Raw genomic sequence first — 14,340 nt, forward strand, 5'->3', positions numbered from 1 at the left:
CGCGCGCCGGGTCGCCGTGTCACGACAGCGGCGGATAGGCGTTCCGCACCAGCTGCTGGAACTGGGCGGAGAACCAGTGTCCGGACGGCGGGGCGTTCGGCGGTGCGCCCGACATGCTGTTGCCGTTGCGGGCGTTGCCCGTGTACGTCGGGTCGCACATCCGGCCGAAGCCCTTGTCGCCGCGTACGCCAGGACTCCGACTACGCCGGCAGGTCGGGTGGCACCGGGGCCGGGTCCACGGCCGGGGCGCTGCTGGAGTGGGGCCTTCTCTCAGCTGCCGCCGTCCGTACGGGAGTTGGCGTGGGGCTTGCGGAACGCCCGCAGGGTGAAGACGGGTTCCGGGCGGGGGCGGTCCTGCTCGGGCAGGGCCGCGAGCCGGGCAGCGAAGTCCTCACTGAGCGGCTCGCCGGGCGGCAACGTGACGAACCAGCCCCGGCGCAGGTCGGCGATGGTGCGGCGGGGGCTGCGGCCCTGGCCGCGGCCCGGGAAACGGTCCCGGCCGGCCGGGAGCAGGCCGTGCTCGGCGGCGTATGCGGCGACGAGGTCCTCGGCGTCCCGGGCCGGGCTTCGCGGCCGGGAGGCGAGGACGGCGTCGATGTCGCTGCCGACGTTGTGGGCGGCGGCCTTGTCGACGGTGGTGACGTACACGCCGCCGGGCCGCAGCACCCGGGCACACTCGGCGACGACGGCCCGGGTGTCCTCGGGGCCGGACGTGAGGTGCAGCAGCCACACGCTGGTGACCGCGTCGAAGCGGCCGGCCGGGAAGGGCAGGCGGCGGCTGTCGGCGAGGACGACGGCGCCGGGCAGGCGGGCGGCGGCCTGCCGGGCCATCGCGGGCGCCCGGTCGACGCCGGTCACGTGCAGGCCGGCCCGGGCGGCGGCGAGCCGGCGGGTGACGATGCCCGTGCCGCAGCCGACGTCGAGGAGGTCGCGGGCCGCCCGTGGCACGAGGCCGAGGACCGCCTCGGCGGCCGCCGCAGCCCTGGGTTCGCCGCCGCGGGAGGCGTCGTAGCGTTCGGCTTCCTTGTCGTAGTCCAGCATGCGGCTCCCCCCGCCCCGGCGCCGCTCAGCTCGCCCCGTGCCCCGGCGCGAGGTCCTGGACGCGGCGGGCGAGCTCGAAGTCCTTCTCGGTGACGGCGCCGCCGGCGCTGTGGGTGTGCACGCTGAGGGAGATCGTGTTGTAGCCGAGGGTGAGGTCGGAGTGGTGGTCGAGCTCTTCCTGGACCTGGGCGATGTGCACGACCATCGCCGTCGCCGCGAAGTGCGAGCCGAGCCGGAAGGAGCGGGTGAGGCGGTCCCCGTCGAGCGACCAGCCGGGCAGTTCGGCCAGCCGTTCCTCGATCTCCTTGTGGGACAGCGGTTCGGCGGGCATGGGCTCGCTCCCTTCCTGGGCTCGGCGTGACGGGCGCTCCTCGTCCGGCGGGCGCGCCCACCTGTTCAGACTGCCACAGGACAGCTCCTGCGTCCCTGGTCAGAGGGGGACCCGGGGCGCCGTCCGGGGATGTGCCCCGCCGCCGGGCTGCCCGCGCGGGGGCTCCTGCGCGGCCGGGAGCCGGTGGGGTGGCCGTGGGCCGTCCGGGCGCAGTGGGACGGGTGTGCCACGGGGCGGGCGGGCGCGGGGCAGGCATGCCGGGGCGCGGGCGAACCGGGGGGCGGGCACATCCGGTGCCGCGGCGGAGACGCTCTGGCAGCGGGCGGGCCCGCGGGCGTTTTCCTCCGGGCCCGGGTGGCATGCGGGCGGGGTCGACTACGGTCGTGCTTATGACCACTGTCGCCTCGGGTAGTGCCGCCTCCTCCGTCGCCCCGGCCGCTCAGGGGGTGGGTCCGCTGCTGCGGGCCTGGCGGGAGCGGCGGCGGGTCAGTCAGCTGGAGCTGGCGCTGCGCGCCGACTCCTCGGCCCGGCACATCAGCTTCGTCGAGACGGGCCGGTCCCGGCCGAGCGAGGAGATGGTGCTGCGGCTGGCGGAGCACCTGGACGTGCCGGTGCGGGAGCGCAACGCGCTGCTGCTGGCGGCCGGCTACGCCCCGCACTATCCGGAGACCCCGCTGCAGGACCCGGCGCTGGGCGCGCTGCGGGAGGGCATGGAACGGCTGATCCAGGGCTACGAGCCCTATCCGGCGCTGGTGGTGGACGCCACCTACGACGTGGTGACCGCCAACCGGGGCATCACGATGCTGCTGGAGGGTGTCCCGGAGTCGCTGCTCGCCCCGCCGCTGAACGCGATGCGGCTGACCCTGCACCCCGAGGGGCTGGCGCCGCGCATCCGCAATCTGCGCCAGTGGCGCGGGCATCTGCTCGCGCAGATGGAGCGGCAGATCGCGCTGCACCGGTCGGAGAAGCTGCGCGCGCTGTACGAGGAGGTGTCGGCCCATCCGGTGCCGGACACCGGCTCCGATGAGGAACCGGAAGAGGAGGTCGCGTACTTCGCGCTGCCGATGCGGATCGAGCACGAGGGACGGGTGCTGTCGTTCGTCTCCTCGATCTCCACCTTCAACACACCGATGGACGTGACGGTGGCCGAACTGGCGATCGAGACGTTTCTGCCCGCCGATCCGGCGACCGTCAAGTACCTTCACTCGATGGTGTCTTGACACCGCTGTGACGCTTGTGCCGACGTAGGCCCCGGGTGTGCCCGTGCGTACCCGTGTGCGGTCCGGCGGCACATGTCACACTGCTGGCAGAGGTCCGGGCGCGCGTGTGGGGAGGCGTGGCGTGAGTGAGCGGCGGCCCGCGCCCACCGTGGGTCAGGTGGTGCTCGGCAGAAGACTTCAGGAGCTGCGCGAGGCGGTGGGCCTCAGGCGTGAGGAGGCCGCGCGGGTGCTGCGGGTGGCGCCCGCGACCGTGCGGCGCATGGAGATGGCCGAGGTCGCCCTGAAGATCCCGTACGTGCAGGTGCTGCTGACGACGTACGGGGTGGGGGACGAGGAAGCGGCGGCGTTCGTTGCGCTGGCCGAGGAGGCCAACCAGCCGGGCTGGTGGCAGCGGTTCCACGACGTGCTGCCGGACTGGTTCAGCCTGTACGTGAGCCTGGAGGGTGCGGCCCGGCTGATCCGCTCCTACGAGCCGCACTTCGTGCCGGGGCTGCTGCAGACCGAGGAGTACGCGCGTGCCGTGCTGGAGGCCGGGACGATCGGGCAGCGCGGGCCGGAGGCGATCGAGCGGCACGTGTCGCTGCGCATGGCCCGGCAGCGGCTGCTGGAGCGTGCGGACGCGCCGCACCTGTGGGTGATCATCGAGGAGACGGTGCTGCGGCGGCCGGTGAGCGTCCGCGGGCAGGTGATGCGCGACCAGCTGGACAAGCTGCTGGAGTACACCGAGCGGGACCGGGTGACGGTCCAGGTCGCCGAGTTCGCCAACGGCCCGCACCCGGGGACGTACGCGCCCTTCTCGCTGTTCCGCTTCGCCGAGCCGGAGCTGCCCGACATGGTCTACACCGAGTATCTGACCGGCGCGCTCTACCTGGACTCGCGCAGGGAGGTCTCCGCGCACCTGGAGGTCCTCGACCACATGACGGCGCTGGCGGCCTCCGCCGAGCGCACCCGCAAGCTGCTGCGGGAGTGCCGCGAGAACTTCTGAGATCTCCCGTTCGTTCAAGACGCAGTTTTCCGACGCCCCGACCAAGCCGAGGAGCATTCACCGCATGACCGGATCCGACGCCGCGCCCACCCGTATCGACACCAGCCGTCCGCACCCGGCCCGGGTGTACGACTGGTGGCTGGGCGGCAAGGACAACTACCCGGTGGACGAGGAACTGGCCCGCCGGATCCTCGCCGTGGACGACACCGCCGTGCGCGGAGCGCGCGCCAACCGCCGGTTCATGCACCGGGCGACCCGCGCGGCCGCCGAGGCGGGGACACGGCAGTTCCTCGACATCGGCACCGGCATCCCCACCGAGCCCAATCTGCACCAGGTGGCTCAGCAAGTGGCACCGGAGGCGAAGGTGGTGTACGCCGACAACGACCCGATCGTGCTGCGGCACGCCCAGGCGCTGCTGCGCGGCTCCACCGAGGGCAGCACCGACTACGTGCACGCCGACGTCCGTGATCCGGGCACCATTCTGCGGCTGGCCGCCGAGTCCCTGGACTTCTCCCGGCCCGTCGCGCTGTCGCTGGTCGCCCTGACGCACTACCTGGACGACGAGGCGGACGGGGACGACGTGCACGGCCTGCTGCGGCGGTACGTGGACGCACTCGCCCCGGGCAGTCATCTGATCCTGTCGCAGGTGACGCCGGATCTGAATCCGGAGGCCGTGGCGAAGGCGGCGGAGCTGTTCCGCCGCAACGGCACGCCCTTCTTCCCGCGTTCCCTGGCCGAGTTCTCCCGTTTCTTCGAGGGGCTGCGGCTGCTGGGTCCCGGGATCATCCCGGTCACCGGATGGCGGCCGGAGCCCGTCGACGTGGCGGCCCAGGAGGAGGGCGTCGTGCCCGTGTACGCGGGGGTGGCCGTCAAGCCGTGACCCGGGCCGCCGTCGTGTGTCAGGCGGCCCCGCCCTTCGCGTCGCGTTCGTCGTCGACGATCTCCGCGTCCACCACGCTTTCGTCTTCGTGCTCGTGCGGCGCGGTGTGCTGCTCGGCGCCCTCGGCCGGGCCCTGCTGTGCCTGGGCGTACATCGCCTGGCCCATCTTCTGGCTGACGGCGGCGAGTTTGTCGACGCCGTTGCGCAGGGCGGCGGTGTCGGCGTTCTGCTCCAGCAGGGTCTTCACCTCGGCGGCGGCCGCCTCGACCTCGCCCCGGGTGTCGGCGGGGATGCGGTCGGTGTTGTCGCGGAGGAACTTCTCGGTCTGGTAGACGAGTTGCTCGGCCTGGTTGCGCGTCTCGGCGGCCTCGCGGCGTTCGCGGTCCTCCTCGGCGTACTGCTCGGCCTCCCGCATCATGCGGTCGATGTCGTCCTTGGGGAGGGCGGAGCCGCCGGTGACGGTCATCTTCTGTTCGCGGCCGGTCGCGAGGTCCTTGGCGGAGACGTGCATGATCCCGTTGGCGTCGATGTCGAAGGCGACCTCGATCTGCGGCACCCCGCGCGGGGCGGGCGGCAGGCCGGTGAGGTCGAAGACGCCGAGCTTCTTGTTGTAGGCGGCGATCTCGCGTTCGCCCTGGTAGACCTGGATGCCGACCGAGGGCTGGTTGTCGGCGGCGGTGGTGAAGATCTCCGAACGCCGGGTCGGGATCGTGGTGTTGCGTTCGATGAGCCTGGTCATGATGCCGCCCTTGGTCTCGATGCCCAGGGACAGCGGGGTGACGTCGAGGAGGAGCACGTCCTTGACGTCGCCGCGGATGACGCCCGCCTGGAGGGCGGCGCCCACGGCGACCACCTCGTCGGGGTTGACGCCCTTGTGCGGGTCCTTGCCGGTGAGGTCGCGCACCAGGTCGGTGACGGCGGGCATCCGGGTGGAGCCGCCGACGAGGATGACGTGGTCGATGGCCGAGAGCTTGATCCCCGCGTCCTTGACGGCCTGGTGGAAGGGGGTCTTGCAGCGGTCCAGCAGGTCGGCGGTGAGCTCCTGGAACTGGGCCCTGGTGAGCTTCTCGTCCAGGTGGAGGGGGCCCTCGGCGGAGGCGGTGATGTAGGGCAGGTTGATGGAGGTCTCGGAGGACGACGAGAGTTCGATCTTGGCCTTCTCCGCGGCCTCACGCAGCCGCTGCAGCGCCATCTTGTCGGCTGCGAGGTCGATGCCGTACTGGCCCTTGAACCGCTTGACGAGGTGCTCGACGATCCGCTGGTCCCAGTCGTCGCCGCCGAGGTGGGTGTCGCCGTTGGTGGCCTTGACCTCGATGACGCCGTCGCCGATCTCCAGCAGGGACACGTCGAATGTGCCGCCGCCGAGGTCGAACACGAGGACGGTCTGCTCCTCGCCCCGGTCCAGGCCGTAGGCGAGCGCGGCGGCCGTGGGCTCGTTGATGATCCTGAGGACCTTGAGCCCCGCGATCTCCCCGGCCTCCTTCGTGGCCTGCCGCTGGGCGTCGTCGAAGTAGGCGGGGACGGTGATGACGGCGTCGGTGACGTCCTCGCCCAGATAGGCCTCCGCGTCCCGCTTCAGTTTCTGCAGCACCCGCGCGGACAGTTCCTGAGCCCGGTAGCGGGTGCCGTCGACGGAGCCCTGCTCGGGGAACCGCCAGTGCGCGTCTCCCATGTGGCGTTTGACGGAACGGGCGGTGCGCTCCACGTTCGTCACGGCCTGCCGCTTGGCGACCTCGCCGACGAGGACCTCGCCACTCTTGGCGAAGGCCACGACCGACGGCGTGGTCCGCCCGCCCTCGGCGTTGGCGACGACGGTGGGCTCGCCGCCTTCCAGGACGGCCACCACCGAGTTCGTCGTCCCGAGATCGATCCCGACCGCACGTGCCATCGTTTGACCCCTTCCGCGAGGGCACCTCCCGTGTGTCCCCTTGTGTCCAGCACAAAACCTGAGTGGGCTGTTGTCAATGCCGCGTACTCCGCGCCGCGTACCGCGCCGTGCGGAAACGGCCGCGTACCGCGCCGGGCGAAAACGACGGTGCCGCGCCCCCGTCTGCCGGCGGGGGCGCGGCACCGGTCCGGCGCGGGGCCTCAGGCGAGCTTCGCGTCCAGGGTGATCGTCGTGCCGGTCAGGGCCTGGCTGACCGGGCAGTTCTTCTTGGCGTCCTCGGCGGCGGCGGCGAACGCGTCGTTGTCGATGCCGGGGACCGTGCCCTCGACGGTGAGGTGGATGCCGGTGATGCCCTCACCCGGCTGGAATGTGACGTCGGCCTTGGTCTCGATCTTGGTGGGCGGGGTGCCGGCGCCGGCCAGGCCGTGCGACAGCGCCATGGAGAAGCAGCTGGAGTGTGCGGCGGCGATCAGCTCCTCGGGGCTGGTCTTCCCGTTCGCCTGCTCGGCGCGCGACGGCCAGGACACCGGCTGCTGGCCGATGCCGGAGGAGTCGAAGGTGACGATGCCGTTGCCCTCGAGCAGGTTGCCTTCCCAGACGGTGTGAGCGGTGCGCGTGGTTGCCAAGGTTGTTCATACCTTTCGCCTAGGTTCCCGTTGCCGGGGTTCCGTGGCCCCATCCGATCACATCCGTGCGCCGCGCAGCCGTCGAACGGGCCGCGACCTGCCGGAGAAGGTCGGTGAATCGCCTGCCGGGCGGCGGCGCCAGGGCCTACAGTCCGTTCCATGGTCGAACTCTTCCAAGTCCTCGGGGGAATCGCGGGATTTGGTGGGGTCGCTCTCGGCGTCCTGTATCTGCTCTACCGGGACCTCGTGCGCGACATCATCCGCAGGCGGATGTTCCGGACGCTCACGTCGGCCCAGGCGACCGCCCTGTTCGGGGCCGTCGTGGTGCTGGCCTTCGTCGTCGCGATCCTCGGGATCTTCGCCACCCTCGCCGAGAGCCGGGGCGTACAGCAGTTCCTGGTGCTCGTGGGCATGCTCCTGCTGTTCCTGCTGGCGGTGCTGTTCATCGCGGTGCGTACGGTCACCGGCCCCGCGGCCCGCCCGAAGGCGACCGGCAGGAACGGCGTCGAACGCTCGCTGGCCACCGTGCTGCGGCACATCGAGAGCGACGAGCCCGACCACGCCGAGCGGGCACTGGAGTCGGCCGGGCTGGACGGGGACTCGCCGGTCCGCTGGTACTGGAAGGCCCGGATCGCGCTGGCCCGGTCCAACCTCGACGTGGCCGCCGGCTATGCCGAGGAGGCGCTGAAGCTGGATCCCCGGGACCCGTACAGCATCGCGCTGAAGATCGAGCTGCTGTTGCTGGCCAATGATCCCGGCCGGCGCGACCGGGCCGTGCGGCTGGCGGAGGAGAGCACCGGTCTGAGCGGCGAACTCGACACGTGGCTCAGGCAGTTGCGGGCCGAGGGAATGTTCGGCGGTGGGGTGCGCACCCGCACGCGGTTCGAAGCGCGGTGCCCGCTCCCCACCCGTACCACGGAGGATGTCCATGCGGAGTGAGCGCAGCAAGGTCGACGGACCGCGGACGGCCGTCGTCTATCTCGGGCCGCCCACCGTGACCGATGGGGGCCCTGCGACGGCCGAGGCCGCCCGTGCGGTGTCCGGCGCGGGGCAGGAGGCGTGCCACGCGGTCCTGCGGACCGGTCTGTTTCCGCTGTCGCCGGTCAGGACGGTTCAGGAGGCCGATACGCTGCTGGCCGAGTACCCGGACGCGGTGCTCTGCGTCCATCCCGGTGGCGCACGGCCCGACCGGGTGCCGGCTCCGGGCAGTGCGCTGTGGAACCTGCTGCGCTGCGGGGCCGGGTTACGGCTGTGCGAGACGGGCTCGGCAGAGGCGTCCCCGTCGCCGGAGCCCGGGAGCGCGGAGGCCTTCCTGGTGGTGGAGCTGCCCGTGGAGGGCGGTGCCGGAAACGATCCGGCGCGCGACGATCGCGAGCCGCACGCGGAGCGCGTGGCCGAGTGCCGGGCGTTCGCCGCGACACTCGGTCTGCCCACCGGACCGGTGCTCGCCGGGGACCCGCTGCACTGGGGCGCCGCATTCGAATTGGCCCTGCTCCGGCCACTGCCGCCCACGGCCGTCGTCCATCCGGGCATCGCCCCTCCGGCCCCGGACAGCCCGGACGGGCTGCTGTGGCGGTGGCTGCGGTCGGGGCGGGAGATCCGGTCGGCGGCCGGCCCGGTGACACGGACGCCTGGGCCGCCGGCGGTGCTGCCGCGGTCCCGGTCCGCAGCGGCCCGGCTGTCCGGCTCCGCCCCGGGTTCCGCCCCGGCCTCTGCCCCGTCCCCGGCCGACCCCGGCCGTCGGGCCGTCCCGGGCGGTCCTCCACCGGCCCGGGATGCCCCGGCGCCGTCCCCCCGCAGCGACGACATCCCGGGAGCCCCCGCCCGGCTCGGCTCGCGGTACCGCGGCCTGCGGCGGAGCCTGGCGTCCGACGACGCCGACGACCTCGACGTCCCCGACTTCCTGGAGTACGGGCGGGCCGAGCGGCGCCGCTCGGCCAAGAGCCGTATCAGCCATGGCGCCTCCGGCCCCCGGCACCGCCCCGCCCACTCCTCCCGGCGCACCGGCGAGCCCCTCCCCCACGACGGCCTGTTCATCCGCCGCAACAACGCCTTCGGCACCCGCTCCCCGCTCGGTGTCCGGGACCTCATCGAGCAGGGCGTGATCATCGGTCAGGAGCAGATCCGGTTCGACGACTTCGTGGCGGCCCGCACCGACCAGGTGCCCGGCCCGCCGCCCGGCCGGGCCGTCGCCGTCAGCCACGGACTCGCGGCCGTCCAGGGGGACTTCAGGGCGGACGAGGCCACGACCCACTTCCTGGAGATCACCCTCAAGGCGGGCGAGGCCCACCCCGGCGACACCCCCGCCGAGCCGCTCCCGGTCAACTTCGTCTTCGTCGTGGACACCAGCGGCTCGATGCACGGCGAGAAACTCGACTGCGTCAAGGCGGCCCTGCAGACCCTCTACGACAAGCTGCGGCCCGCGGACTGCCTGGGCATCATCACCTTCGACCATCACGTCCGCACCGTGCTCGCCGCCACCGCCAAGCGGGACCTGCCGCCCGAGCGTTTCGCCCAGGTGGTCTCCGGGCTCACCGCCGGCGGCGGCACCGACATCAACCTCGGTGTGCAGTACGGCATCGACGAGATCGGCCGCAACGCCCTCGGCGGGCGCACCGTCAACTGCCTGTACCTGTTCTCCGACGGCGACCCGACCTCCGGCGAACGGGACTGGGTCAGGATCCGTACGAACGTCGCGGCCAAGCTCCGCGGCGACCTCACCCTGTCCTGCTTCGGCTTCGGCTCCGACGCCCGGATGCCCGAACTGGCCGCGCTGGCCGGGCTCGCCGGCGGGCACTCGACGTTCGTCACCCGGCCCGAACAGGTGGGCGCGGACCTGCTGGCCGACCTCAACCGGCGCGACCACCTGGCCGCCATCGACATCCAGCTCAGACTCGACATCGCGCCGGACGTGGAGATCCGGCACCTGTACGGCCACGACCTGGTCACCGACCCCCGGGCCAGGGCGGCCGTCCTGCGGGAGGTGGGCCGGGCGGCCGAACGGGCCCGGCAGGACTACGGCGCCGAGGCGCTCCCGGACATCGTCACCGACGAGAAGGGCATCAGGATCTTCGCGCCCGACCTCGCCTTCGGGGAGACGTACTGGATCGTCCTCGAACTCGCCGTGCCGCCCGGCCGCGAGGTGCCCGGTCTGGGCACCGCCACCGTGCAGTACGTCGACACCGTCACCCGCGAGGGGCACCGGCACGAACTGGACGTGTCCACCGGGTTCACGCTGTCCGAGGAGACCGTGACCGTGCACGCGGTGGGACTGTGGACCAGCGAGGTGACCTTCCATGCGCTCGATGACCTGTACGACCGCGACCGGGACGCGGCGAGGAAGCGGCTGACCCATCACATCCAGGTCCTGCGGGCCGCCCACAGCCGGCTGCCGGCCCCGGAGTTCCGCGACGACCAGGTCACCCTGCAGAAGCTGATCACGCTGACCGGCACGCTGGACACCGTGGTGTCGTTCAGCGACACCCCCCACGGCCCGGGTCCGGTGGCGTCCGCGGTCATGGCCATGAGCGACTTCGGCAGGGTCCGGTCGGGATTCTGGCCGCACCGCTGACGGCCGGCCACGCCGGACGGCACACCTGGGCCTAGGCCGCCCGCTCCTGTGGCTCCTGTGGCTCCTGTGGCTCCCGCGGCTCCCGCGTGAGCGGCACCTGAGGTCCGGCGGCCTCGCGCAGCCAGCGGCGCAGCAGCCGGTGGATCTGCTCGGCGCCGGCGAGCTCCCCGCCCTCCGCCCCGGGCGGGGAGCAGACGAGCGGCGACAGCAGGAAAGGGCGGCCCTGGGCGCCGCCGAGGCCGCCGTGGGATCCGATCTGCTCCTCGAAGGCGAGGACCTCGCCGTCGGCCGGGTCGTGGAAGGAGTTGACCATGATGTCGGCGGCGTGCGGGAAGGAGTGGGTGCGGCGGACCACGTCGGCGGCGCCGGGTCCGAAGGCGGCGAGCGGACCGGGCGTCGTGTCGAGGTCGGCCAGCGGTATCTGCGCGCCGCGCGCGCCGAGCACCAGGCCGCCGTGCTCCTCGCTGCGCACCAGCAGGAACCCGATGCCGGGGTGGTTGGCGAGCGTGGGCAGCAGCGCGGGATGGCGGGCGTCGATCTCCTCCCGGCTCATGCGGTGCGGCACGTCCGGGAACGAGATCAGGCCGAGGTTGCCGGAGGCCAGGACGACCGGCTCCGAGCGGCGGGCCGGCCGGTGCCGCTCGCCGCGCTCCTCGACCGGGCGGCGCAGCGCGGCGCGCACGGCGGCCCGCGCCTCGGCGCCGCTGTGCGTGCTCTCCGCCCGGCGCGGCACATGCAGTCCGCAGCCGGCCCGGACCAGGTCGCCGAGGGTGAGACCGTAGCGGGCGCGGAAGGTCTCGCCGGGGCTCTGGCCGTGGTCGGACAGCACGACGACGCGGTAGGGGCGGGGGGCGTGCTCGGCTACGTTCTCGATCAGAGCGAGCGAACGGTCCAGGCGCTGCAGCACCTTGGCCGCGTCGCGGCTGCGGGGCCCGGAGTGGTGGGCCACCTCGTCGTAGGCGACCAGGTCGGCGTAGATCGCGGTGCGCCCGGCGAGCAGGTCGCCCATCACCGCGGCGACGACGACGTCCCGTTCGACGACGGTCGCGAAGGCCCGGACGAGCGGGTAGAGGCCACCGCGCGAGACACGCGGACGCTGCCTGCGGACACGGGCGCGGACGAACTGGCCGATCTCGCGGGCGGCCTCGGCGACGAAGGACAGGGCGGTGCGGACGGCGTTGGCGGGGTCGGAGAAGTAGGCGAAGTAGCCGGCGCGGGAGCGGTTGCCGGGGCCGCGCCGCGCGGACACCGACAGCACCAGGGCGAGTTCGCCGGCGCCGCCGCTGAACAGGTTGCCGCGGCTGGCGCCGTCTGCGCTCAGCAGTCCGGCGTCGCCCGTGTACGACACGGCGCGGCGCTGGAGTTCGACGGCGCTGGTCGGCCGGTTGCAGACCATCACCTCGCCGGTGTCCTTCTCGTACCAGCGGAAGGCCGGGACGTCGTGGTTGGAGCCGTGCAGGATGCCGAGCTGGCTGGCGCCGGTCTGGCTGGACCAGTCGGTGCGCCAGGCGGTGAGCCGGTGCGTGGGCTCCTGCCCTCCCCCGGCGCCGAGCCAGCGCGCGACGGTCGGCATCAGGCCCTTGTCCACCGCGTCCCGCAGCACGTCGTGGCCGACGCCGTCGAGTTGTACGACGACGGTGCCGGGCGTCGACGAGCAGGGCGGCAGCCGTCTGCGGCGGCGGTCGGCCAGCCGGTAGAGCCGGCGCCGGTAGGCGTCGTCGTCGCGGACGGCGAGTGCGGCGCCGGTGGCGGAGGCGACCGCGGACATCACGGCCGCCACGATGACCGCGGTCTCGGGGGTGACCTCGGGCCGGCCGGAGGGGTTGACGCGCAGGGCGAGCAGGAGCAGCGAGCCGTTGAGGAAGAACACCAGCAGCCCGAGCAGCAGCGCGGGCACGAGCAGCAGCAGCCGGACGAGCACCGGCCAGGCGACCGCCGACAGCAGACCGAAGGCACCGGCGCCGAGCGCGGCGGTCACCGCGACGGTGGTGGCGCTGTCACCGCCGGGCGACTGCAGCTGGAAGTCCGGCAGGATCCCGGCGAGCACCAGCATGGTGACGGTGGAGACGGCCCATACCGCGACGCTCCGCCCGACCTGACTGGCGGCCCGCCGCCACCACCCGCCACCCACCCCAGCCCACCTCACGTCCCGAACCGGCCACCCGCACGCCCCGGCTCCAGCTTGTCACACGCTCGGCGCGCGGCAGCCGGCCGACGCCGGGGCGCGGCGCGGCCCCCGCAGACTTCCTCCACACCTGCGGCCAACACCGCCACCACCCCGCACTCGGCGGCCGGCCGCCCATCACCCGCGTGAACGACCCTGCGGGTCAGTACACCTACTGCTGTGGCCGGAAAGGTTTGCCGGAAAGCCCGCGGCGTCCGGTGCGGTGCATCGCAAGGCGGAGCATCGCCCGCGTACCGGACGTACTCGGGTGATGCGACAACGCGGCGAGGTCCCGTACCGGGCGTCGCGAGCCGGTGAACCTTTCCGGTCGCAGCACTAGCGGCCGTCGTAGCCGGCCGTCGGCATGGAGAGGCGGCGGTGCACTCGTGCCTTCATCTGGGCGTCGTAGGACGGCTCCGCCTGGCCCACGGTCTCCACCCGCACTCCGCGCCGGGCGCACTCCGCGGTGAACTCCTCGACGGAGGACAGCGCCCTCTCCAGCACCCGCCGGCTGGGCGCGACGAACAGGTCGACGCCGGGCCGCACCCCGTCCCACAGGGCGCAGTGGTCGGTGCGCAGGCCCCGGACGAGCAACTCGCGCGCGACCACGTAGCCGTGCTCCGCCGCCCAGCGGGCGCACATCGCGTGCTGGCTGCGGGAGTCCACCAGGAAGGGGTCGTCGTTCAGCTCCTCCAGGGGGGTCAGGCTCGCGATCGCCGTGACCCGGACCGGCACCGCGGCGGCCCCGCCGGGGGCATCCCGCACTTCTCCCATGGCGTCCCCCTCACCTCCGGGTTTTCGCGGCCGACCCTACTCCTGCCCGTAGGCTCGGGGGGAGTCGCACGAGGGAGGCAAAGAAGGTGCCGGTGGAGATCACCTGGTGGGGTCACGCCACCTGCACGGTCCAGGATTCGGACGTACGTGTGCTCACCGACCCTCTGTTCGCCCGCCGGCTCGCGCATCTGCGGCGCCGCCGCGGGGGACTGCCCCCGCCGACGGCCTGGCACGCGGACGTGGCGCTGGTCTCCCATCTGCACGCCGACCATCTGCACGTCCCCTCGCTGGCCCGGCTCGCGCCGGGCACGCGCCTGGTGGTGCCCCGGGGCGCACTCCGGGCGGTACCGGGCCTGCGCCGGCTCGGGCAGTTGCGGATCACGGAGGTGACGCCGGGCGACCGGGTGCAGGTCGGCGGGGTCGTCGTAGGGGTGGTTCCGGCGCGCCACGACGGGCGGCGGCTGCCGGTCGGGCCGCACCGCTCCCCCGCGCTCGGCTACGTCGTCGAGGGCGAGGCGCGGACGTACTTCGCCGGGGACACCGGCCTGTTCGAGTCGATGGCCGAGGATGTCGGGCCGGTCGACGTGGCCCTGCTGCCGGTGGGCGGCTGGGGACCGTACCTCGGCGAGGGGCATCTGGACGCGGGACGGGCGGCGCAGGCGCTGGCCCGGCTGGCGCCGAGCAGCGCGGTGCCGGTGCACTACGGCACGTACTGGCCGATCGGGATGAACGCGGTGCGCCCCCACGAGTTCCATGCGCCGGGTGACGAGTTCGTGCGCCTCGCCGCCGAGCGCGCGCCGGGGGTCCTGGTGCACCGGCTGGCGCACGGCGAGAGCGTGCGCCTGGAGGTCGCCCGGTGA

At 73.2% G+C, this 14,340-nt stretch carries 13 protein-coding genes and 1 pseudogene; 7 read left to right on the forward strand and 7 right to left on the reverse strand.

The annotated features are described in order from the left end of the window. Positions 1-19: 19 nt before the first annotated feature. The 3 genes from ACH4UM_RS21875 to ACH4UM_RS21885 all read right to left on the reverse strand — a co-directional run bounded on the left by ACH4UM_RS21875 (position 20) and on the right by ACH4UM_RS21885 (position 1,372). Positions 20-160: a hypothetical protein gene (locus ACH4UM_RS21875; RefSeq protein WP_398181704.1), complete on the reverse strand. Its 141-nt coding sequence runs from the start codon at positions 158-160 to the stop codon at positions 20-22. Positions 161-270: 110 nt separating this feature from the next. Beyond that, positions 271-1,041 (reverse strand): class I SAM-dependent methyltransferase, encoded by a 771-nt coding sequence (locus ACH4UM_RS21880; RefSeq protein WP_398181707.1) that lies wholly within the window; start codon positions 1,039-1,041, stop codon positions 271-273. A 25-nt stretch (positions 1,042-1,066) separates the two neighbouring features. Further along, on the reverse strand, positions 1,067-1,372 hold the full coding sequence (locus ACH4UM_RS21885) for a 4a-hydroxytetrahydrobiopterin dehydratase (RefSeq protein WP_398181711.1): 306 nt from the start codon (positions 1,370-1,372) through the stop codon (positions 1,067-1,069). A 389-nt stretch (positions 1,373-1,761) separates the two neighbouring features. Here ACH4UM_RS21885 and ACH4UM_RS21890 point away from each other — a divergent pair, with 389 nt between their 5' ends. From ACH4UM_RS21890 to ACH4UM_RS21900, 3 genes are all read left to right on the forward strand, one after another. Continuing rightward, positions 1,762-2,592 (forward strand): helix-turn-helix domain-containing protein, encoded by an 831-nt coding sequence (locus ACH4UM_RS21890; RefSeq protein WP_398181713.1) that lies wholly within the window; start codon positions 1,762-1,764, stop codon positions 2,590-2,592. 121 nt (positions 2,593-2,713) lie between these two features. Further along, positions 2,714-3,577, forward strand: coding sequence for a helix-turn-helix domain-containing protein (locus ACH4UM_RS21895; RefSeq protein ID WP_398181715.1), 864 nt, complete (start codon positions 2,714-2,716; stop codon positions 3,575-3,577). A 64-nt stretch (positions 3,578-3,641) separates the two neighbouring features. After that, the gene (locus tag ACH4UM_RS21900) at positions 3,642-4,457 is read left to right on the forward strand and encodes an SAM-dependent methyltransferase (RefSeq protein ID WP_398181717.1); all 816 of its coding nucleotides are present in this window, start codon (positions 3,642-3,644) and stop codon (positions 4,455-4,457) included. Between the two features lie 19 nt (positions 4,458-4,476). Here ACH4UM_RS21900 and dnaK read toward each other — a convergent pair whose 3' ends face one another. Both dnaK and ACH4UM_RS21910 read right to left on the reverse strand, forming a co-directional pair. Continuing rightward, positions 4,477-6,345 (reverse strand): molecular chaperone DnaK, encoded by a 1,869-nt coding sequence (gene dnaK, locus ACH4UM_RS21905; protein WP_398181720.1) that lies wholly within the window; start codon positions 6,343-6,345, stop codon positions 4,477-4,479. A gap of 200 nt (positions 6,346-6,545) precedes the next feature. Next, the gene (locus ACH4UM_RS21910; protein WP_398181722.1) at positions 6,546-6,971 is read right to left on the reverse strand and encodes an OsmC family protein; all 426 of its coding nucleotides are present in this window, start codon (positions 6,969-6,971) and stop codon (positions 6,546-6,548) included. 159 nt (positions 6,972-7,130) lie between these two features. Here ACH4UM_RS21910 and ACH4UM_RS21915 point away from each other — a divergent pair, with 159 nt between their 5' ends. Both ACH4UM_RS21915 and ACH4UM_RS21920 read left to right on the forward strand, forming a co-directional pair. Continuing rightward, positions 7,131-7,910 carry a type IV pilus biogenesis/stability protein PilW gene (locus tag ACH4UM_RS21915; protein WP_398181725.1) on the forward strand — a complete coding sequence of 260 codons (780 nt, stop codon included), beginning with the start codon at positions 7,131-7,133 and terminating at the stop codon, positions 7,908-7,910. Next, entirely contained in the window at positions 7,900-10,542 is a 2,643-nt protein-coding gene (locus tag ACH4UM_RS21920; RefSeq protein WP_398181728.1) for a VWA domain-containing protein, read from the forward strand. The genes ACH4UM_RS21915 and ACH4UM_RS21920 overlap by 11 nt, the downstream gene beginning before the upstream one ends. 31 nt (positions 10,543-10,573) lie before the next feature. On the opposite strand, the gene ACH4UM_RS21925 is transcribed toward ACH4UM_RS21920, so the two are convergent. After that, positions 10,574-12,673, reverse strand: coding sequence for a phage holin family protein (locus ACH4UM_RS21925; RefSeq protein ID WP_398181730.1), 2,100 nt, complete (start codon positions 12,671-12,673; stop codon positions 10,574-10,576). Positions 12,674-12,765: 92 nt separating this feature from the next. Here ACH4UM_RS21925 and ACH4UM_RS21930 point away from each other — a divergent pair. Beyond that, positions 12,766-12,879, forward strand: a pseudogene (locus tag ACH4UM_RS21930) (IS481 family transposase); the annotation flags it as partial. A gap of 163 nt (positions 12,880-13,042) precedes the next feature. Here the strand turns inward: ACH4UM_RS21930 and ACH4UM_RS21935 are convergent. Continuing rightward, the gene (locus ACH4UM_RS21935; RefSeq protein WP_398181733.1) at positions 13,043-13,480 is read right to left on the reverse strand and encodes a hypothetical protein; all 438 of its coding nucleotides are present in this window, start codon (positions 13,478-13,480) and stop codon (positions 13,043-13,045) included. Positions 13,481-13,566: 86 nt separating this feature from the next. On the opposite strand from ACH4UM_RS21935, the gene ACH4UM_RS21940 reads away from it, so the two are divergent. Further along, entirely contained in the window at positions 13,567-14,340 is a 774-nt protein-coding gene (locus tag ACH4UM_RS21940) for an MBL fold metallo-hydrolase (RefSeq protein WP_398181736.1), read from the forward strand.

The organism is Streptomyces sp. NPDC020801 (assembly GCF_044334385.1).
Taxonomy (GTDB): domain Bacteria; phylum Actinomycetota; class Actinomycetes; order Streptomycetales; family Streptomycetaceae; genus Streptomyces.